The sequence below is a fragment of the Xanthobacter sp. YC-JY1 genome, from assembly GCF_021730305.1.
GTDB lineage: Bacteria > Pseudomonadota > Alphaproteobacteria > Rhizobiales > Xanthobacteraceae > Xanthobacter > Xanthobacter flavus.
Genome location: NZ_CP032674.1, coordinates 874023 through 892835 on the forward strand (window position 1 = coordinate 874023; position 18813 = coordinate 892835).

Annotated in this window: 14 protein-coding genes and 1 tRNA gene; 6 read left to right on the plus strand and 9 right to left on the minus strand. The window is 70.0% G+C overall.

Annotation, left to right across the window (positions count from 1 at the left end; all coding sequences use genetic code 11):
* The first annotated feature begins 86 nt into the window (after positions 1–86).
* Both D7006_RS04145 and pbpC read left to right on the plus strand, forming a co-directional pair.
* The gene (locus tag D7006_RS04145; protein ID WP_237355661.1) at positions 87–5417 is read left to right on the plus strand and encodes an alpha-2-macroglobulin; all 5331 of its coding nucleotides are present in this window, start codon (positions 87–89) and stop codon (positions 5415–5417) included.
* A 5-nt stretch (positions 5418–5422) separates the two neighbouring features.
* Entirely contained in the window at positions 5423–7498 is a 2076-nt protein-coding gene (gene pbpC, locus D7006_RS04150; RefSeq protein WP_237355662.1) for a penicillin-binding protein 1C, read from the plus strand.
* A 120-nt stretch (positions 7499–7618) separates the two neighbouring features.
* On the opposite strand, the gene D7006_RS04155 is transcribed toward pbpC, so the two are convergent.
* The gene (locus D7006_RS04155) at positions 7619–7825 is read right to left on the minus strand and encodes a hypothetical protein (RefSeq protein ID WP_169124406.1); all 207 of its coding nucleotides are present in this window, start codon (positions 7823–7825) and stop codon (positions 7619–7621) included.
* A 257-nt stretch (positions 7826–8082) separates the two neighbouring features.
* Here D7006_RS04155 and D7006_RS04160 point away from each other — a divergent pair.
* A tRNA-Gln gene (locus D7006_RS04160) sits at positions 8083–8156 on the plus strand.
* Between the two features lie 353 nt (positions 8157–8509).
* On the plus strand, positions 8510–9481 hold the full coding sequence (locus tag D7006_RS04165; protein WP_237355663.1) for a hypothetical protein: 972 nt from the start codon (positions 8510–8512) through the stop codon (positions 9479–9481).
* Positions 9482–9545: 64 nt separating this feature from the next.
* Here D7006_RS04165 and pcaD read toward each other — a convergent pair whose 3' ends face one another.
* The 6 genes from pcaD to D7006_RS04195 all read right to left on the minus strand — a co-directional run bounded on the left by pcaD (position 9546) and on the right by D7006_RS04195 (position 14125).
* Positions 9546–10343, minus strand: a complete 798-nt coding sequence (pcaD, locus tag D7006_RS04170; RefSeq protein WP_237355664.1) for a 3-oxoadipate enol-lactonase — start codon at positions 10341–10343, stop codon at positions 9546–9548.
* Between the two features lie 19 nt (positions 10344–10362).
* On the minus strand, positions 10363–11397 hold the full coding sequence (locus D7006_RS04175; RefSeq protein ID WP_237355665.1) for a cyclase family protein: 1035 nt from the start codon (positions 11395–11397) through the stop codon (positions 10363–10365).
* Positions 11398–11459: 62 nt separating this feature from the next.
* Positions 11460–12179, minus strand: a complete 720-nt coding sequence (locus tag D7006_RS04180; protein WP_237355666.1) for an SDR family oxidoreductase — start codon at positions 12177–12179, stop codon at positions 11460–11462.
* Positions 12176–12484 (minus strand): YciI family protein, encoded by a 309-nt coding sequence (locus D7006_RS04185; RefSeq protein WP_237355667.1) that lies wholly within the window; start codon positions 12482–12484, stop codon positions 12176–12178. The genes D7006_RS04180 and D7006_RS04185 overlap by 4 nt, the downstream gene beginning before the upstream one ends.
* A 23-nt stretch (positions 12485–12507) precedes the next feature.
* Positions 12508–12783 (minus strand): muconolactone Delta-isomerase, encoded by a 276-nt coding sequence (gene catC / locus D7006_RS04190; RefSeq protein WP_169124412.1) that lies wholly within the window; start codon positions 12781–12783, stop codon positions 12508–12510.
* Between the two features lie 118 nt (positions 12784–12901).
* On the minus strand, positions 12902–14125 hold the full coding sequence (locus D7006_RS04195; protein ID WP_169124413.1) for an ABC transporter substrate-binding protein: 1224 nt from the start codon (positions 14123–14125) through the stop codon (positions 12902–12904).
* Positions 14126–14478: 353 nt separating this feature from the next.
* Here D7006_RS04195 and D7006_RS04200 point away from each other — a divergent pair, with 353 nt between their 5' ends.
* Together D7006_RS04200 and D7006_RS04205 are read left to right on the plus strand one after the other, a co-directional pair.
* A complete protein-coding gene (locus D7006_RS04200) occupies positions 14479–15495 on the plus strand; it encodes a 3-hydroxyacyl-CoA dehydrogenase (protein WP_237355668.1) in 1017 nt (338 codons plus the stop codon).
* Positions 15492–16289, plus strand: a complete 798-nt coding sequence (locus tag D7006_RS04205) for an IclR family transcriptional regulator (protein ID WP_168459301.1) — start codon at positions 15492–15494, stop codon at positions 16287–16289. The genes D7006_RS04200 and D7006_RS04205 overlap by 4 nt, the downstream gene beginning before the upstream one ends.
* Before the next feature lie 30 nt (positions 16290–16319).
* Here the strand turns inward: D7006_RS04205 and D7006_RS04210 are convergent, their stop codons facing one another.
* Together D7006_RS04210 and D7006_RS04215 are read right to left on the minus strand one after the other, a co-directional pair.
* Positions 16320–17399 carry a LuxR C-terminal-related transcriptional regulator gene (locus D7006_RS04210; protein WP_237355669.1) on the minus strand — a complete coding sequence of 360 codons (1080 nt, stop codon included), beginning with the start codon at positions 17397–17399 and terminating at the stop codon, positions 16320–16322.
* Between the two features lie 272 nt (positions 17400–17671).
* Positions 17672–18811, minus strand: coding sequence for an aminomethyltransferase family protein (locus D7006_RS04215; RefSeq protein ID WP_237355670.1), 1140 nt, complete (start codon positions 18809–18811; stop codon positions 17672–17674).
* Positions 18812–18813 lie beyond the last annotated feature (2 nt).

The window sequence follows — 18813 nt, forward strand, 5'->3', positions numbered from 1 at the left end:
GCGGGCAGGAGCTGCTCTTTGGAGCTATCCCGCCGCATCGCACGCCTCGCCTCCCGCAACGGTGCTGCGCACCGAGGGAGCGGTCCATGGACCTTCGCCGTCGTCTCCTCACCATCCGCCACAACCGCGCGCCCTTGCCCACGCGCTTCGGCCTCGCGCTCGCGCTCATGGCCAGCGTGCTCACGGCCGGCGCGGTCCCCGGCACGCCCGCTTTCGCCCAGCAGGCGCGCCCGCAGGCGCCCGCCGCCCAGCCCGCGCCCATCCAGCCGGCCGCCCCGCTGCCGCCGCGCGCGGCGAGCCAGAAGACCTTCCAGCGGCAGGATCTCATCGCCGGCGCCCGGCGCTACGAGCGGCTGCTGCGTCGCGAGGCGACCGCCCCCACCGGCCCCCTGGACAAGGCCCGGCGCGATGCCGCCCAGGCCTTCCAGCGCAATGATGCCCGCGCCGCCGCCGAGCTTTATGCCGGCCTCGCGCTGGTGCAGGCGCAGGATCCGGGCATCTGGATGCGCCTCGCCCGCTCGCTCGCCGCCATCAAGCCCACCGACGACGAGGACGCCTCCACCTTCATCGACAATGCGCTGGCCGCCGCCTTCATCGCCTATCGCCGCGCCACGACGCGGGCGGAGGAGGGGGAGGCGCTCTCCTTCATCGGCCACGTCTATGCCGACCGGCGCCTGTGGCAGCCGGCCATCGACACCATGAAGCTGGCGCTGGAGCTGCGCGACACCCCCGCCGACCGCAGCTTCTACGACAAGCTGAAGGAGGAGCACGGCTTCCGGCTGGTTGACTATTCGGTGGAATCCGATGCCGCGTCGCCGCGCGCCTGCGTGCAATTCTCCGACGACATCGCGCCGGGCACCGATTTCGCCGCCTTCGTTCAGGTGGGCGGCATGGACAAGCCGGCCATCACCGGCGAGGCGCGGCAGATCTGCGTGGAAGGCCTCAAGCACGGCTCCCGCTACACCATCGCGGTGCGGCCGGGCGTGCCCGCGGCCAATGGCGAGAAGCTGAAGAAGGCCACCGAACTCTCCATCTATGTGCGCGACCGCCAGCCCTCGGCCCATTTCTCCGGCCGCAACTATGTGCTGCCTCGCACCGGGCAGAAGGGCATTCCTGTCACCTCGGTCAATTCGCGCGAGCTGAAGATCAAGGTGCTGCGCATCGGCGACCGGGGCCTCGTGCCCACCGCCATCCAGGGCGAGTTCCGCCAGGGCCTCGACGGCTATGTGCGCCAGCGCCTCGCCGAGGGCGCGGGCATAGAGGTGTTCTCCGGCACGCTGGAGGTGGACGGCGCGCTCAATGCCGATGTGGTCACCGCCATCCCCGTCAACGAGGCGGTGGGCAAGCTTGAGGCCGGCGTCTACGCCATGACCGCCGAGCCGCGCGAGACCTCGGGCGATGACGATTACGGCAGCCTCGCCACCCAGTGGTTCATCGTCTCCGACCTCGGCATGACCGCGCTCGCCGCGCCGGACGGCGTGCATGTGCTGGTGCGGTCGCTGGGCAGCGCCGAGTCGGTGGCCGGGGCGGACGTGACGCTGGTCGCCCGCTCCAACGAGGTGCTGGGCACGGCGAAGACCGACGCCAACGGCTATGCCCGCTTCGATGCCGGCCTCTCCCGCGGCCCCGCCGGCATGGGGCCGGAGGTGGTGACGGCGCGTGCCGCCAATGGCGACTACGCCTTCCTCTCCATGAAGGAGAATGCCTTCGACCTCACGGACCGGGGCGTTTCCGGCCGCGAGGCGCCGGGCGCGCTGGATGCCTTCCTCGCCACCGAGCGCGGCGTCTACCGCTCCGGCGAGACCGTGCATGTCACCGTCCTGCTGCGCGACGCGGCGGGCAATGCGGCGCCGAACGTGCCGTTGACCGTGCAACTGGTGCGCCCGGACGGCGTCGCCGACCGCCGCGTGGTGGTGCAGGACCAGGGCGCGGGCGGGCGTACGCTCGATCTTCCCATCCTCAAGGGCGCCATGACCGGCACCTGGCGGGCCAAGGCGCTCACCGACCTCAAGGCCCCTTCCATCGGCGAGGTGACGTTCCTGGTCGAGGATTATGTGCCCGACCGGGTGGAGTTCGACCTCTCCTCGCGGGAACCGCGCCTGCCGCGCGACAAGGCGGTGGAGGTGCTGGTGGACGGCCGCTTCCTGTTCGGTGCCCCCGCCTCCGGCCTCGACGTGGAGGCGGAAACCGAGCTGCGCGCCGCCGCCAACCGGCCCGGCTTTGCCGGCTATGCCTTCGGCAATGCGCAGGACGAGGTGCTGGCCGAGCGCCAGCCCACGGCCGACGCCCCCGTTACCGACGCCCGCGGCCGCGCCACCATCCGCCTGCTGGCGGGCCAGCTGCCCAAGACCGCCCGGCCGCTGGAGATGGAGGCCTTCGTGCGCCTCGTGGAGGCCGGCGGCCGCGCCGTCCAGCGCACCATCGTGCTCCCGCTCGCGCCGGCCGGCAGCCAGATCGGCGTGAAGCCGCTCTTCGCCGATCGCGTCCGCGAGGGCGAGACGGCGAATTTCGACGTGGTGGTGGCCGGCGTGGACGACAAGCTGCTCGCCTCGCCCGGCCTCACCTGGAAGCTCTCGCGCATCGAGACGCGCTACCAATGGTACCGCGTGAGCGGCTCGTGGGACTATGAGCCTGTGAAGACCGTGACCCGCGTCGGTGAAGGCGTCATCGCCACCACCGCCGACGGCCCGGCCCGCCTCTCCGTGCCCACCCAATATGGTCGCTACCGCCTCGACCTCACCGGCGACGGCCTGCCGCTCACCTCCGTGACCTTCGAGGCCGGCTTCGGCGGCGATGGCAATGCCGACACGCCGGACCGCCTGGAACTCACCCTCGACAAGCAGGCCTATGCCGCCGGCGACACGCTGGAAGCCACACTCACCGCTCGCACGGCCGGCACCGCCACGGTGATGGTGGTGAATGACGGCGTGCGCGCCCAGCAGGTGCTGCAGGTGCAGCCCGGCGCCGCCAAGGTGAGCTTCAAGGTGGATGGAAATTGGGGGCCGGGGGCCTATGTGGTCGCCTTCCTCCACCGCCCGCTGGACGTTCAGGCGAGCCGCATGCCCGGCCGCGCCATGGGCCTCTCCTGGTTCTCGGTGGACAAGGCGGCGCGCACCCTGAAGGTGGAGCTGTCGCCGCCCGCCGAGATGCGCCCCAACACGACGCTCGCCATCCCGGTGAAGGTGTCGAACCTCCCCGCCGGCGAGAAAGCCTATGTGACGGTGGCGGCGGTGGATGTGGGCATCCTCAACCTCACCGGCTACAAGCCGCCCGCGCCGGACACCGTGGTGTACGGCCAGCGCCGGCTCGCCGCGGACATCCGCGATTTCTACGGCGCGCTCATCGACGGCATGCAGGGCGCCGCCGGCCGGCTGCGCTCCGGCGGCGACGGCGGCGAGGGGCTGATGATGGCGAGCCCGCCGCAGGGACCGCCCGTGGCGCTGTTCTCCGGCCTCGTGGAAGTGGGGGCGGACGGCACCGCCACCGTCTCCTTCCCAGTGCCCGCCTTCGACGGCACGCTCCGGGTGATGGCCATCGCCTGGAGCCAGAACCGCCTCGGCCATGCTTCGGCCGACGTGATTGTGCGCGACAAGGTGGTGATGCTCGCCACGCTTCCGCGCTTCCTCGCCTCCGGCGACCGCTCCAGCGTCAATCTGGACCTGACCAATGTGGAAGGCCCGGCCGGCGAGTACCGGCTGGAGGTGACCGCCACCGGCGCCGCCGCTGTCACCGGTACCATGCCGCCCGTCACCCTCGCCCAGAAGCAGCGCCAGTCGGTGCGGCTCGCGCTGGAGGGCCGGGGCGTCGGCCCGGCCACGCTCACGGCGCGGCTGACGGGGCAGGGCATCGACATCACCCGCTCGTTCCAGATGCAGGTGCGCCCGGCCTATCCGGACATCGAGCGGCGCACGGTGCGCAACCTCGCCCCCGGCGAGAGCATCAGCGTGTCGCGCGATCTCCTCGCCGACCTGCTGCCGGGCACCGGCAGCGTGGCGGTGAGCGTGTCGCCTTCCAGCGCCATCGACGTGCCGGCGTTGCTTGCGGCCCTCGACCGCTACCCCTATGGCTGCACCGAGCAGGTGACGAGCCGCGCGCTGCCGCTCCTCTCCTACAACGAGCTGTCCGTGCTGGTGGGTCGCGCGGCCGATCCCGAGGCCGACCAGCGCATCCGCGACGCCATCGTCCGGGTGTTCTCGCGGCAGGGGTCGGACGGTTCGTTCGGCCTGTGGTCGGCGGGCGGCAACGACACCTGGCTCGACGCCTATGTGGTGGATTTCCTCACCCGGGCGAAGGAGAAGGGCTTCGCCGTTCCCGACCAGGCCTTCTCGCTGGCGCTGGACCGGCTGCGCAACGTGGTGAACCTCGCGGGGGCCGACATGCGCTCCGCCAGCGAGGGCCTCGCCTATGCCCTCTACGTGCTCGCCCGCAACGGCCGCGCGCCCTTGGGCGACCTGCGCTACATCGCCGACACGCGGCTGAAGGACCTCGCCTCTCCGCTCGCCCGCGGGCAGGTGGGCGCGGCCCTCGCGCTGCTCGGCGACCGCACCCGCGCGGAACGGGCCTTCAACGTGGCGCTGGAGGGCATCCCCGCCAGCGCCACCGCGCCGGAGATCGGCCGTTCGGATTTCGGCTCGGTGCTGCGCGACGCCGCCGCCTTGACCGTGCTCGCCCGCGAGGCGGGGCTGGACAAGGTCGCCGCCGTGGCGCTTGCCCGCGTGGATGCGGCGCGGGTGCGCACGGAACGCACGTCCACGCAGGAGAATGCGTGGATGCTGCTGGCCGCCCGCACGCTGGCCGCCAGCGCCGCCAACATGACGCTGGAGGTGGATGGCGGCCTCGTGCGCGGCCCGTTCGGCAGCAAGCTCTCGCGCGCCGATCTGGAGCGCGGGCCGCTCACCCTGCGCAATGCCGGAACCGAGGCGGTGAAGGTGGTGGTGGGCGTCAACGGCGCGCCGGTGGCGCCCGAGCCGCCCATCTCCAAGGGCTTCTCGCTGGACCGCAAGTATTTCACCCTCGACGGCAAGCCGGCGGACCCCGCCAAGGCGGTGCAGAACCAGCGCTTCGCCGTGGTGCTCACCTTCTCCGAGGAGAAAAGCGCGCTGGCCGACGTGCTGCTGGTGGACTTCCTGCCGGCCGGCTTCGAGATCGAGAACCCCAACCTCATCAAGGGCGGTGACGGCGGCTTCACCTGGCTCGACGAGACCAGCGAGGCCGGCCATGTGGAGTTCCGCGACGACCGCTTCGTCGCCTCGGTGACGCGGGAGGAGGGCGATGCGCCCTTCGTCGTCGCCTACACGGTGCGGGCGGTTTCGCCCGGCCGCTATGCCCACCCGCCGGCCATGGTGGAGGACATGTACCGCCCTGACCGCTTCGCCCGCACGGCGGCCGGCAGCATGGAGGTCGCGCCGGCCCGATGAGCGAGATGCCCGCGCCCCTCCCGCCTCCTGTCCCCCGGCGCCGCTGGCGCTGGATGGCGGGCGCGGCGGGGCTCGGCCTCGTGCTGGCGCTCTCGGCCGGCGCTGTGGGGCTCGCCATCATCCGCGCCGATGCCCCACCGCCCCCCGAGCCCAAGGTCTCGGCCGAGGTGGTGGACAAGGAGGGCCGCCTGCTGCGCCCCTTCGCGCTGCCGGACGGGCGCTGGCGGCTCTCGGCCTCCGCGGGCGACGTGGATCCGCGCCTCGTGGACATGATCCTCGCTTATGAGGACCGGCGCTTCCGCGACCATATGGGTGTCGATGCCCTCGCTCTGCTGCGCGCGGCGGGGCAGGCGGCGGGGTCCCTGCGGGTCGTCTCCGGCGGATCGACCCTGACCATGCAGGTGGCGCGCCTGACCCTGCCGCCCCGCGCCCGCACGCTGAACGCCAAGCTCGCCCAGATGCGCCGCGCGCTGGAGCTGGAGGCGCGGCTCTCCAAGGACGAGATCCTTTCGCTCTATCTCACGCTTGCCCCCTATGGCGGGAACATCGAGGGGGTGCGTGCGGCCTCGCTCACCTATCTCGGCAAGGAGCCGCGCCGGCTGACGCTGGGCGAGGCGGCGCTGCTGGTGGCGCTGCCGCAATCGCCCGAGACGCGCCGGCCGGATCGCTATCCCGCCCGCGCCAAGGCGGCCCGCGACCGCGTGCTGGACCGCCTCGCCGCGCAGGGGATCATCGCTCCGGACGAGGTGCGCGTCGCCAAGGCCGAGGCCGTGCCCACCGCCCGCCGGCTCCTGCCGCAGATCGCGCCCCACCTCTCCGAGGAGATGGCGGCCGAGCGGCCGGACCTCGCCCGCCACCTCACCACCCTCGATGCACCCCTGCAGGAGCGGCTGGAGGAACTGGTGCGCGAGCGCACCCGCACGCTGGGGCGCGGGCTCTCCGCCGCCATCGTGGTGATGGACAATGAGAGCGCCGAGGTGCGCGCCTATGTGGCCGCCGCCGACTATTTCGACAAGGACCGCGCCGGCGCCGTGGACCTCGCCCGCGCCGTGCGTTCGCCGGGCTCCACGCTGAAGCCCTTCATCTATGCGCTGGCCTTCGAGGACGGCATCGCCCATCCGGAGACGCTGATCGAGGACCGGCCCGCCCGTTTCGGCGCGTGGCGGCCGGAGAATTTCGACCGCACCTTCCAGGGCACCCTCTCCGTGCGCAAGGCGCTGCAATTGTCGCTGAACGTGCCGGCCGTGCGGCTGCTGGAGGCGGTGGGGCCGCAGCGGCTGGCGAGCCGCATGCAGCAGGCGGGCGGCCGGCTGGAGCTGCCCCCCGGCGCTGCGCCGGCCTTGCCCATGGGCCTCGGCGGCGTGGGCATCCGCCTCATCGATCTCACCACCCTCTATGCCGCTTTGGCGCGGGGCGGGGAGGCCCATGCTCCCGTCTTCCGCCGGGGCGACGGGGCCGTGGCGGCGCCGCGCAAGGCCCGGCTCGTGGACGAGGTGGCCGCTTGGTATGTGGGCCAGTGCCTGCTCGGCACCCCCGCGCCGGAGAATGCCTTGGGCGGGCGCATCGCCTTCAAGACCGGCACCTCCTACGGCTATCGCGACAGCTGGGCGGTGGGCTTCGATGGCCGGCGCACAGTGGGCGTCTGGGTGGGCCGGCCGGACGGGCAGGCGGTACCGGACCTGACCGGTCGGGCGGCGGCCGCGCCTCTGCTGTTCGACGCCTTCGCCCGCATCGTGCGCACCCCGGCGAGCCTCGCCGCCGCCCCGCGCGGGGCGGTGATGGCCGGCAACGCGCGGCTGCCCCCGCCCCAGCGGCATTTCGGCCGGGCGCGTCAGGAGCAGGCGCTGGAGGTGGTCTATCCGCCCGACGGCGCGCGGGTCTCGTCCGAGGGGGCGGAGACGCTGGCGCTGAAGGTGGACGGCGGCACCTTCCCTCTCACCCTGCTCATGGACGGCCGCCCGGTGGCACGGGTGGAGGATCGCCGCACCCTGTTCTGGACCCCGCCCGGCCGCGGCTTCGCCCGCCTCACCGTCATCGATGCGGATGGACGCAGCGACAGCGTGACGGTGAAGGTGGAGTAGCGCGCAAAAGAAAACCCGCTGCCTTGCGACAGCGGGTGGAGGGCACTGGGAGGAAACGCGGAAGACAGGAACTTAAGAGCCGGCCGCCGCGAAACCGCGCGGCCGGGCCTTCAGGAATTCTCAGAAGCCGCGGGCAACCGCCTGGGCGATGCGCTGACGGTCGAGGCCCATCTCGGCGAGTTCGCTGTTGGAGCGGCGCGAGAGGTACTCATAGCGCTCCGACATGGCGCGGGCTTCGGCGACGGCGTCGAGGAAGTCGCACACCGCAGCGCCGATGCGACCGAAGAAGCCGGTTTCGCGGGGAGCATGTGCAGTGATCGTGACCATTTTCGCCTCCATTTGATGAAGGGAAGATAGGCCATCCGCGTGCATTGCAATATAGCGGATTGTGCATGGCACCATTGCGTATGCGGTATGCCACCGGCTCGGCCGGCCGCAGGGGGGCCGTCGCCGACCGGGCGGGTCCGTTGGAAACGGGGCTGTGAATGGCGCGAAACGGGAGTTGAACCCGGCGATCGAATTGCGTATAGAGCCCACCTGCCTCGGCAGACCCACCCGCCCCGCTCCTGCGGCCGGCCGGGTGTTGGGGGATAGTTCAACGGTAGAACCGCGGACTCTGACTCCGTTAATCCTGGTTCGAATCCAGGTCCCCCAGCCAAATCAAGCGCCATCCCAGATACAGACGCCGCCCGCATCGTGATGTCGGGTGCTGAAGCGCGTCGGCTGGTCCGGCTTCATCGGCCATTGCGCCGCTCCTAACCCCTTGAGGACTTGCCGCTGCGCTCGCCGATCCGGGCGATGGTGCGCCGGTCCACCGATTCCCGGGATTATCTTTGCGCGTGGCGCGATGGCGGCAGCGCGCGGTGTTGCGCTCGGCTCCGGATTGCGGGGCGGCTGTCTATTATACTTTAAGTTGTAGTTTTGAAGATCTGCAATCATATTTCCCAATGGCCCGACCAAGCGGTGGCAGGGGCGCCAGACCGCCGGGAAATCCAATGGGGGGAAGGGGCGATGACCTTAAGCGATGTCCTGACGATCGCCATTGCGCTGATGGTCACCTACACGATGATGAGCCTGCTGGCCTCAACCCTTCAGGAGCAATTGTCCGCAGTTCTGTCAAAGCGCCAGAAAGGGCTCGAAGCCGCCATACGCGGGCTGATCGCGCCGGAGGGCGGGGAGGATGGCCGCCTTCGGGAAATTGCCGAGCAATTATATGGGCATGCCCTCGTGTCCGGGCCCAGTCCCAAGGGAAAACCCTCCTACGTGCCGGCGCGCAACTTCACCCTCGCGCTGCTCACGCTCATCAGCGAGGGATCGCAGGCCGAGTCCATCGTCGGCCTGCGCGAAGCGGTCGGGAAGTTGCCCGAGGGAAAGCTGCGCCAAGCCCTTGGCACGCTTGTCGAAAGCGCGGGCACGGACCTGGATGCGTTTCGCACATCCGTGGATGGCTGGTACAATCAAGCCATGGACCGGCTCAATGGCCAGTACACGCGTCATACGCAAGTGTGGCTGCTGGGGATCGGCTTCCTCCTCGCCGCGTCTCTGAACGTGGATACGTTCACCATCGTCGACACGCTGATGAAAAGTCCCCAATTGCGCGCGGAGTACGAGGTGAAAGCTCAGGCCTGGGTGAAAGAGGGCCAGCCGAAACCGGGTGAGGCCCCCATCTCGCGCATTCTTTCAGATCTGGCACCGCTGCCCATCGGCTGGCAGCAATGTGCGGCTCCGGTTCCGCCCGCACCGCCAGCCGGTGCGGGGGCGGCGGCGTCAGATTCCACCGCGCCGACACATTGCGTTTCGTGGGAGCGCCTCGGTCGCGGCGATCTGCGTCTGTCGGATGCCCTGACCGTCTTCGGCTGGATTTTCACCGCCGTCGCGATCTCGTTTGGCGCGCCGTTCTGGTTCCAGCTGCTCAATCAGCTCGTGAACATGCGCGCCGCCGGCCCCAAGCCCGACGCCAAGGACGACAAAGCGAAGACCTGACGCGTTTCGGCCAACGGGCGCGCTTGTGCGAAGCGCGCCTGGAGGGCGCTCAGCGCCACCTTGCTCACCCCGCCAGATGCGCGATCAGCAGGCGGGCGAGCGCTTCCGGCTGCTCCACGCAGGGGATGTGCGAGGCATCGGCAATCACCTCCAGCCGTACGCCGGGAATGGCCGCCGCCATGGCCTCGGCCGAAGCGGGGGAGGTGGCGGGGTCCTTGTCGCCCACCACGACCAAAGTCGGCGCGGAAATCCGGCCGGCGGAGGCGGTGAGGTCGGCGTCGCGCACCGCCATGGCACAGCCCACATAGCCTTCCAGCGTGGTGCGGGCGACCATGTTGGCGTAGCCGCGGACGATATGCGGCACCCGCTCGCGGAAGCCATCCGTGAACCAGCGGCCCATCACGCCGGGGGCGATGGCGGGAAGGCCATCGCGGCGGATGCCGGCGAGGCGCTCGTTCCACACCGAAGCGGGGCCGATCTGCATGGCGGTGTCGCACAGAACGAGCCGATCCACCCGCCCCGGCGCATGGGCCGCCAGATGCTGGGCCACCATGCCGCCGATGGAGAGGCCGCAGACATGCGCCTTCTCGATGCCCAGCGCATCGAGCAGCCCCAGCGCATCTCCGGCGAGGGCGGCGATGGAATAGCCGGTGTTTTCATCGGGCAGCGGCGCGGCGTCGGAGAGGCCGTGGCCGCGCATGTCGTAGCGCAGCACGCGGAAGCGGGCGGTGAGCGCCGGCATCACCGCATCCCACACGAGGAAGCTGGTGCCGAGCGAATTGGCGAGCAGCAGGACCGGCGCGCCCTCCGCCCCTTCAAGCGCGTAGTGAGTGGTGCGGCCGTCGACGGCGATAAAGGGCATCCGGGTCTCCTGTGGAAGATCACACGGTGGCGATGGGGGTGACGGGAGAGCCCACCGCGCCGGGCAGGCGCAGAGGAGGGGCGGTGAGCAGGAAGCGGCTGCGCCCGGCGGCGCGCAGGTGGGCGGCGAGGTCGGTGAGCCACCACAGTTCGCCCAGCGGCACGCCGAGCCGGAACAGGCAATGGTGGTGCAGCGGCATGGCCGCCTGCGTCGTCGCGGCGAGGCGCTTCGCCGGCAGGTGCTCCACCGCATAATTGTCGGCGACGAGGGCCGAGATGCGGCTGTCCGAGATCCATTGCAGAAGGCGCGCGTCGCGGCCGTCAAGGGCGGCGCAGCTCTTGCCGAGAATGGCGCCGTCTGGCGCGCCGTTCATCTCCATGACGACCTGCGTGAAGCCGGTATAGAGGCACAGGATGTCGCCCTCCTCCACCGTCACGGCCTGCGCGTCCATGGCGCGCATGAGATCGTCATATCCGACGAGGTGGCGCTCCCGGCCGAAGAGGGCGAGGAGGTCGACCAGCACGCCGCGGCCCTGAACGCCGTGGACGGCGGCATTGTGGATGCCCAGACGATGTGCGCCGGAGGCGATGCCGCGCGCCTCGGCGTCGCGCGGGCCGACGATGTCGGTGCCGGCGCGGAAGCCGTTGTAATAGACCGGCTCGGGCCGGCCTTCCCCGCTCACGTCGAACAGCGCCCCCACATGGGCGAAGCTGTCCCACTGGGTGGAGTATTGCAGGCAGATCTCCACCTTGTCGTCGCTCACCACGTCCACGAGGCTGGCGTCTTCCGCACAGAGCATGGCGTTGAAGCGCGGCGCTTCCGTGCTGCCGGTGGGCGTCAGCACAGGGGGCAGGCGGCGCGGGTTCAGCACGTTGCCGCCGGGCCGGTCGAGGGGCAGGCTGAGGCAGAAGGTGCGGCCCTCCTTCACCTCGGCGACGGCGCTGCGCACCTTGTCGGGGGTGATGAGGTTGAGGCGGCCGAGCTCGTCGTCCGGGCCGAAATCGCCCCAGGTGGAGCCTTCCGGCCGGCGAGCCCAGCGGGGATTGGACGGCATGGACGTCTCCGTTTGGGTGAAGCCCGGGCGGCGCCGGAGCGAAGACACCGGCGCCGGTGCGCTCAGACCGCGCCCTTGCCCACCGTGATGCCGCCGCAGACCGGCAGCGTCTGGCCGGTGATAAAGCCGGCCTCGTCCGAGAGGAAGAACGAAACCGCCTGCGCCACATCTTCCGGCGTGCCCATGCGGCCGACGGGGATGGCCTCCACGATGGCGCGGGTGCGCGGCGCGTCGGGCGGGTTGGCGGCGGTGAAGAGAGGGGTCGCGATGGGGCCGGGCGCCACGGCATTCACGGTGATGCCGTCCTTGCCCAGTTCCAGCGCCCAGGTGCGGGTGGCGCCGAGCAGCCCCGCCTTGCTGGCGGCATAGGCGGTGCGCAGCTCCTTGCCGTAGGCCGCGCGGCTCGACACGTTCACGATGCGCCCGAAGCGCTCCGCACGCATCCCCGCGAGGAGCGCCTGCGTGGCCTGAATGGCGACGCCGAGATTGAGCCGCATCACGGCGGCGAAATCCGCGCCGGTGGTGTCGTCGAGGCTCGCCGGCCGCACCATGCCCACATTGTTGACGAGGCGGGTGATCGGGCCGTGCGACAGGGCTTCCGAGAGGGCGGCGGCAGTGGCCGCCTCGTCCATGAGGTTGACGCAGACGAAGCGGGCATCGAGGTCGGCGGGGGGCGGCTCACGGTCCAGCACCACCACGGCGCGGCCAGCGGCCAGTTCCTGCCGCGCCACCGCGAGGCCGATGCCGCTCGATCCGCCGGTGACGAGGGTCCGCGGGCTCATTTCGCCTCCGGCAGGTAGCAGACGCCGTCCACATAGGCCTTGCGCCAGCGCTGGATCTGGACGCGCTCGAACAGCCCGGCGGTGAAGAAGGGATCCGCGGCGATGAAGGCTTCCGCCTCCGTCCGTGTCTCCAGCGCCACCACATAGAGCCCGCCGCCGGCGGCGTTGCCGTCGTCGTCCAGCTTGGCGCCGCAGGCGAGCAGCAGGTGTTTGTGCGCATCAAGGAAGGCGAGGTGCGTGTCCCGCACCTGCGTGCGCAGGTCCAGCGTGCCGGGCTTGTCGAAGGTCTCGATCATGTAGGGCATGCGGCGGTCCTTCGGGCGCGGCTTCAGATGGCGGAGGGGTGGCGCGCCAGGGGCGTCACCTTGATGTCCATGAAGGGGAAGAGGGGGAGCGAGGAGAGGAGCGTGTGCAGTTCGTCCACGCTCGAAACGTCGAAGATGGAGACGTTGGCGTAGCGGCCGGCGATGCGCCAGAGGTGCACCCACTTGCCCTGCCGCTGGAGATCCTGCGCATAGGCCTTTTCCGCCGCCTTGATGGCATCCGCCTTCTCGGCCGGAAAGTCGTGGGGAATGTTCACCTGCATCTCGACATGAAACAGCATGGGCTTCGCCTTCTGAGCTGCGCGGAGCGGAGGAAAGACCCCGGGCGCCCGCGCTGCAAGTGCGCGCAGGCGCCCGGGGGCGCGCCGGACCGGGAGGAGAGGCCGACGCGCGCGAGACTTACTTCTTCACCAGCGGGCAGGTGCTGTCGCTGAGCGGCTGGAAGGCTTCATCGCCCGGGATAACGCGGACGATCTCGTAATAGTCCCAGGGGCCCTTGGACTCCTTCGGGGACTTCACCTTGGCGAGATACATGTCGTGCACCATGCGGCCGTCGGGACGGATCTTGCCGTTCTTGGCGAACATGTCGTCGATGGGCAGCTCGCGCATCTTGGCGATCACCTTCTCGCCCTCGTCGGTGCCGGCGGCCTCGGCGGCCTTCAGATAGTGCAGCACCGAGGAATAGACGCCGGCATGCACCATGGTGGGCATCTTGCCGTTCATGCGCTGGGCGAAACGCTTGGAGAAGGCGCGGGTCTTGTCGTCCGTGTCCCAGTAGAAGCCGGTGGTCAGCACCATGCCCTGCGCGGCTTCGAGGCCCACCGAGTGAATGTCGGTGAGGAACAGCAGCAGCGCCGCCAGCGTCTGGCCGCCCTGGGTGATGCCGAACTCGCGGGCCTGCTTGATGGTGTTGATGGTGTCGGAGCCGGCATTCGCCATGGCGATGATCTTGGCGCCGGACGCCTGCGCCTGCAGCAGGTAGGACGACACGTCCGACGTGCCGAAGGGATGGGCCACCGAGCCCTTCACCGTGCCGCCCTTCTCCTTCACGATCTTGGCAACCTGGTTTTCCAGGTCGTGGCCGAAGGTGTAGTCGGCGGTGATGAAGTACCAGGTCTTGAAGCCTTCGCTCACCAGCGCGTTGCCGGTGCCGGCGGCCAGCGAATAGACGTCGTAGGTCCAGTGCAGGCCGGTGGGCGAGCAGGCCTTGTTGGTCAGCGACATGGAGGCCGCGCCGGAATTGATGTCGACCTTGCCCTTCTCCTTGGCCACCTCGCGCACCGCGAGCGCCGCCACGGAGCCGTTGATGTCGAAGATGGCGTCCACGTCCTGCGTGTCATACCACTTGCGGGCGGTGGCGGAGGCGATGTCCGCCTTGTTCTGGTGGTCGGCGGAGACCAGCTCGACCGGCTTGCCGTTGATGGGCTTGCCGAAGTCCTCGATGGCCATCTTCGCGGCTTCCACCGAGCCCGAGCCGGCGAGGTCCGAATAGGCCCCCGACATGTCGGTGAGCACGCCGATCTTCACGCCGCCGCCGGCATACTGGGCGGCCGCGGGGCCTGCCATCATGGCGCTGGCGAGGAGCGCGGCAGCGAAGGGCACCGCGAGGGCCTTGGTCTTCATGTTTCCTCCTTCGGACAGAAAGCTGGGGGCGGCACGGGCCGCCGGTCAGGGCGTCGGGGTGGGCGCGGCATCACGAAAGAGGGCTTTCGTCACGGCGTTTATCCGATTTAGAATTTGTGCGAATGGCGCACTTTTTGTTCGTAGTTTGGTACGGCCCCGCCGCCTCTTCCGTCAAGCAGATTAAATGCTGCACCTGCGAACAATGGCCCGCAATTGAACAGTTTCTTCAAATCCCACGCGGGCTGGCGTCGCACCGCCGATCGCGGTAGATGCCTCCCGAAACACGCGACTTGTCTTTCAAAATTGTTCGTATTACGAACTTGACACGTCCATTACGCACAAATGAGGCCCGTATGACCGAAGGCCGGAGCGGTCCCGTCACCCTCGTGGGCGGTGGCAGCATGGGGGTGGGCTGGGCCATCGTGTTTGCCCGGTCGGGGATCGAGGTGCGAGTGCACGACGCCTCCGCGGACGTCCGCCGCGGGGTTCTGCCGGCCGTGGCCGAGCGCCTCGCCGCGCTCGCGGCCCATGGCCTGCTCGACGCCGCCCCGCGGGAGGTGATGGCCCGGGTGCGGGTGGTCGATACCCTGGCCAATGCCCTCGATGGCGCCGTTCATGTGCAGGAGAGCGTGCCCGAACGGCTCGACCTGAAGACGGAGCTGTTCCGCGCCATGGACGAGCTGGCGCCGCCCGATGCGGTGCTCGCCAGCTCGACCTCCTCGCTGCCGGCCTCCGAATTCGCGGATGGCTTGCCGGGCCGGGCGCGCTGCCTCGTGGCCCACCCGGCCAATCCGCCCCATCTCCTCCCCATCGTCGAGATCGTGCCCGCCCCCTTCACCGATCCCGCCGCCGCCGAACGCACCCGCGCCCTCATGGCGCGTGCCGGGCAGGTGCCGGTGGTGCTGAAGCGCGAGGTGAACGGCTTCATCTACAATCGCCTGCAGGGCGCCGTCCTGCGCGAAGCCTACTGGATGCTGGAGCAGGGCATCGCGGATGTGGCCGATATCGACCGGGTGATGACCTCGGGCCTCGGCCTGCGCTGGTCCATCGTCGGGCCGTTCGAGACGTCGGATCTCAATTATCGCGGCGGTCTCGCCGAGCATGCCCAGCGCATGGGCGAGCGCTACCGGCAGATGGGGGCCGAGCGTGGCCAGCCGGAAGGGTGGAGCGAAGCCCTCGTCGCCCGCGCCACGGCCGAGCGGCGGGCGCTGCTGCCGCTGGAGGACTGGGAGGCCCGCGTCGCCTGGCGGGACGAGCGCCTGATGGCGGCCCGCGGCGCCGAGCACGGGGCGGCTGGGCAGGCGAAGGATGCCCCCTATAATGCCCCGGCTGGAGCGACCGCTGCCGGCGGTTCGCGGGAGGGCGCATGACGACGGGCGAGGTGCTGGAGCGCGCCGGGGCGGCGGGCGAGGACAAGGACTATGTCCAGTCCCTCGTGCGCGGCCTGGAGGTGATCCGCGCCTTCAGCCAGTACAAGCCCCGGATGACGCTGAGCGAAGTGGCCCAGCATACCGGCCTGACCCGCGCAGCCGCCCGCCGCTTCCTGCTCACTTTGGTGCGCGAGGGCTATGCGGAGACGGACGGAAAGCTCTTCGCGCTCCGCCCCAAGGTGCTGGAGCTGGGCTTCGCCTATCTCTCCTCCCTGCCCATGTGGGAGGTGGCGCAGCCGGTCATGCGCGACGTGGTGAACACGCTGCAGGAATCCTGCTCCCTCTCGGTGCTCGACGGGGACGACATCGTCTATGTGGCCCGCGTGCCCACGGCGCGGGTGATGACCATCGGCCTGTCCATCGGCTCGCGCCTACCGGCCTTCTGCAGCTCCATGGGCCGGGTGCTGCTCGCCGGCCTGCCGCCGGCCGAGCTTGCGGTGGTCTATGACCGGGTGCGGATCGAGAAACGCACGCCCCGCACGGTCGCCACCATGGTGGCGCTGAAGGAGGCGGTGGAGAATGCGCGCCGGCAGGGCTGGGCGCTGGTGGACCAGGAGCTGGAACTCGGCCTGCGCTCCATCGCCGTGCCGGTGCGCAACCGGCGGGGCGAGGTGCTGGCGGCGCTCAACGTCTCCACCCATGAGGGCCGCTCCTCCATCGAGGCGATGCGGACGCAGTTCCTGCCGGTGCTGCTCGACGCCGCCCAGCGCATCTCCGCCGCCTTGCCGCAATAAGGCCCTGCCGCAAGAGACGTCCCCGGCGCCTCAGCGCGCGCCGATGGACTGCATGACGTGCTTGACCAGCGCCCGCTCGGAGCCGACGCCGGTCTTGCGATACATGCGCAGCCGGCAGTTCTTGATGGTGCCCTTGCTGAGGCTGAGCTTCTGGGCGATCTCGCCGGTGGTCTGGCCGTTCATCAGCAGGAGCAGGATCTCCCGCTCGCGCGGCGTGAAGATGCCGAGGGCGTCCTCCAGCAGGCGGTCGGGATCATCAGCAACCCCGCGCTGCGGCGCGTCGAGCACATACATGCGCCCGCCGGGGGCGAGCGGAAAATCGCGATCGAAGACCTCCACCTTCACGTTCAGCGGGCCCGAGGCGTGGATCGTCCCGGCCGGCGCCACGCGCAGGGCCTCCACCGCATCGGCGAGGGCCGGGGCGCGCCGGGCCGCGTCGCGCCAGGCGTCATTGGCGAAGACATCCACGCCGAACCGGTCCTCGATGAGGGTCGGGCGGGTGATGAAGCCTTCCACCTGCGTCCCGCGCGGGTTGCGCAGGTCGTTGAACAGCGCGCCGAGATGGGAGCGGTGAAAGCCCTCCAGCATGGGGAAGATCAGCCGCGCCCGCTCGATGTCGGTCTGCGAGAAGCGGCCCGTCTCCCGCTCTAGGAACAGGCCGAAGCAGCAATGGCCGACGGTCGAGAAGAACATGCCCAGCTCGTCCGAGATGCTGGCCAGCGTCTGGAACACCTTGTGGTACATGTCCCACGACTGCCCCGGGGAGCTCACGTCGTTCAGCATCAGCACGCCGGGGCTGCCATTGTTCTTCCAGTATTCGGAGAACGGGTCCACGGACGAATAGAGGTTGGTGTAGTAGGCGACCACGTCGCTCGCCACATCCTTGGTGTAGAGCACATCCGGCGGCGCCACGCGCGAATAGCGGATGATCCAGCAGGCATCGTGGTTGATGGCCGCGCCGGCGAGCTCCACCAGTTCCCGGTGGAAGCGGTCCGAGCCGATCACGCGGGCCACCTCGCCCACGCGCGCGAACCATTCCGGACTGTTCAGGCGCACGGCGCTGTAGCGGGCAGGCTGGGCAGCGGGCCGGGGTTGATCGGCGTCGACCATCGCAACATGCCCCAACGGAATCGCCGCTCTCGCAATTCTTCTTGCGGCGAATAAAGCCCAAGCTTCGATGCTTGGCAATTCTGGGGGCGGCGCGCAGGGACCATCGTGGGGCTCGCTTCAGAAAAATGGGGCCGGCCGAAGCCGGCCCCAAGGGGAAGGGCCGGAGAGCGCGATTGGGACGGAACGCTCTCCGGCGAGCGCCCAGGGGGGAAGCTCCTCGGAGGAAGCCCGGAGAGAGCCCTGGGGCACGACGGCCTGAGGTGGCTAAGGTTTCAGGCCGTACGTTCTTCAAGCGGATGGGTGCGCAGGCGCAGCGGGTCGTAGAAGGGCGTCTTCACCACCCGCGCCGCGAACGTGCCGTCGGCGCCGCGAACCTCCAGCTCGGTGCCGAAGGCGGCGAGGTCCGGCGTCACATGCGCGAGGGCGAGGGAGCGCATGAGGTAGCGGCTGTAGGCGGTGGAGTTCACCAGCCCCACTTCCTTGCCGTCCCGGAACAGCTTGGCGCCGGGCTCCACGGCGGCGTGGTGGTCGATCTCGACCCCCACCTGCGCCACCCGCTCCTGCCCCTTGCGGCGCACCAGCGCGTCGCGACCGCGGAAGGCGGGCTTCGAGAGGTCCACGGTCCAGCCGAGGCCGACTTCCCACGGCGTGGTGTCGCCCTGCGGCATGTCATAGGGGAAGAACAGAAGGCCGCCCTCCACCCGCACCACGTCGAGGCAGGACCAGGACACCGCCATGGCCCCGACCGGCTTTCCGGCGGCGAGGATGGCGTCCCACAGCGCGACGGCATCCGCCGCGGCGCAGAACACCTCGTAGCCCCGCTCGCCGGAATAGCCGCCGCGGGCGATGGACACCGGACGGCCGAACAGCGTCGTCCGCTGGTGCCCGAAATAGGGCAGGGTCTCCAGCGCGAACGGGGTGTTCGGGTTGAGGATGTCGAGCGCCTTGGGCCCCTGCAGGGACAGGATGTGGACGTCGTTGTCCTTGGTGAAGGTCACCTCCCGGCCCGCCGCGATGCCGGGCAGGATGTCCTCCAGCGAGCCGCCGCCGTGGGAGATGCGGTAGGCGTCGGGCCCGTCGCAATAGATCAGCACGTCGTCGATGAGGGAGCCGTTCTCGTCCACCACGCTGGTGAGCGAGGAGGCGCCGGGCGCGATCTTCGAGATGTCCGAGGTGCACGTCTCGTTCAGCACGGCGAGCGCTTCCTTGCCCGCCACGTCGATGATGCGCAGTGCGGAGACGTCGAACAGGCCGGCGGCGGTGCGCACCGCGATCACCTCGTCATAGGTGTCGCTGGCGTAGTTCTGCGGCACCGGCATGTCGTTCCAGGAGGCCTCGAAGGCGGTGCCGAGCGCGCGGTGGCGATCGGACAGCGCCGAGAGGCGGGAGAAGGCGGAAAGGGCCTGTGTCATCC

Coding starts and splice junctions, on each gene's coding strand:
- D7006_RS04145 (WP_237355661.1), top strand. CDS start 87: ATGGACCTTCGCCGTCGTCTCCTCACCATCCGCCACAACCGCGCGCCC.
- pbpC (WP_237355662.1), top strand. CDS start 5,423: ATGCCCGCGCCCCTCCCGCCTCCTGTCCCCCGGCGCCGCTGGCGCTGG.
- D7006_RS04155 (WP_169124406.1), bottom strand. CDS start 7,825: ATGGTCACGATCACTGCACATGCTCCCCGCGAAACCGGCTTCTTCGGT.
- D7006_RS04165 (WP_237355663.1), top strand. CDS start 8,510: ATGACCTTAAGCGATGTCCTGACGATCGCCATTGCGCTGATGGTCACC.
- pcaD (WP_237355664.1), bottom strand. CDS start 10,343: ATGCCCTTTATCGCCGTCGACGGCCGCACCACTCACTACGCGCTTGAA.
- D7006_RS04175 (WP_237355665.1), bottom strand. CDS start 11,397: ATGCCGTCCAATCCCCGCTGGGCTCGCCGGCCGGAAGGCTCCACCTGG.
- D7006_RS04180 (WP_237355666.1), bottom strand. CDS start 12,179: ATGAGCCCGCGGACCCTCGTCACCGGCGGATCGAGCGGCATCGGCCTC.
- D7006_RS04185 (WP_237355667.1), bottom strand. CDS start 12,484: ATGCCCTACATGATCGAGACCTTCGACAAGCCCGGCACGCTGGACCTG.
- catC (WP_169124412.1), bottom strand. CDS start 12,783: ATGCTGTTTCATGTCGAGATGCAGGTGAACATTCCCCACGACTTTCCG.
- D7006_RS04195 (WP_169124413.1), bottom strand. CDS start 14,125: ATGAAGACCAAGGCCCTCGCGGTGCCCTTCGCTGCCGCGCTCCTCGCC.
- D7006_RS04200 (WP_237355668.1), top strand. CDS start 14,479: ATGACCGAAGGCCGGAGCGGTCCCGTCACCCTCGTGGGCGGTGGCAGC.
- D7006_RS04205 (WP_168459301.1), top strand. CDS start 15,492: ATGACGACGGGCGAGGTGCTGGAGCGCGCCGGGGCGGCGGGCGAGGAC.
- D7006_RS04210 (WP_237355669.1), bottom strand. CDS start 17,399: ATGGTCGACGCCGATCAACCCCGGCCCGCTGCCCAGCCTGCCCGCTAC.
- D7006_RS04215 (WP_237355670.1), bottom strand. CDS start 18,811: ATGACACAGGCCCTTTCCGCCTTCTCCCGCCTCTCGGCGCTGTCCGAT.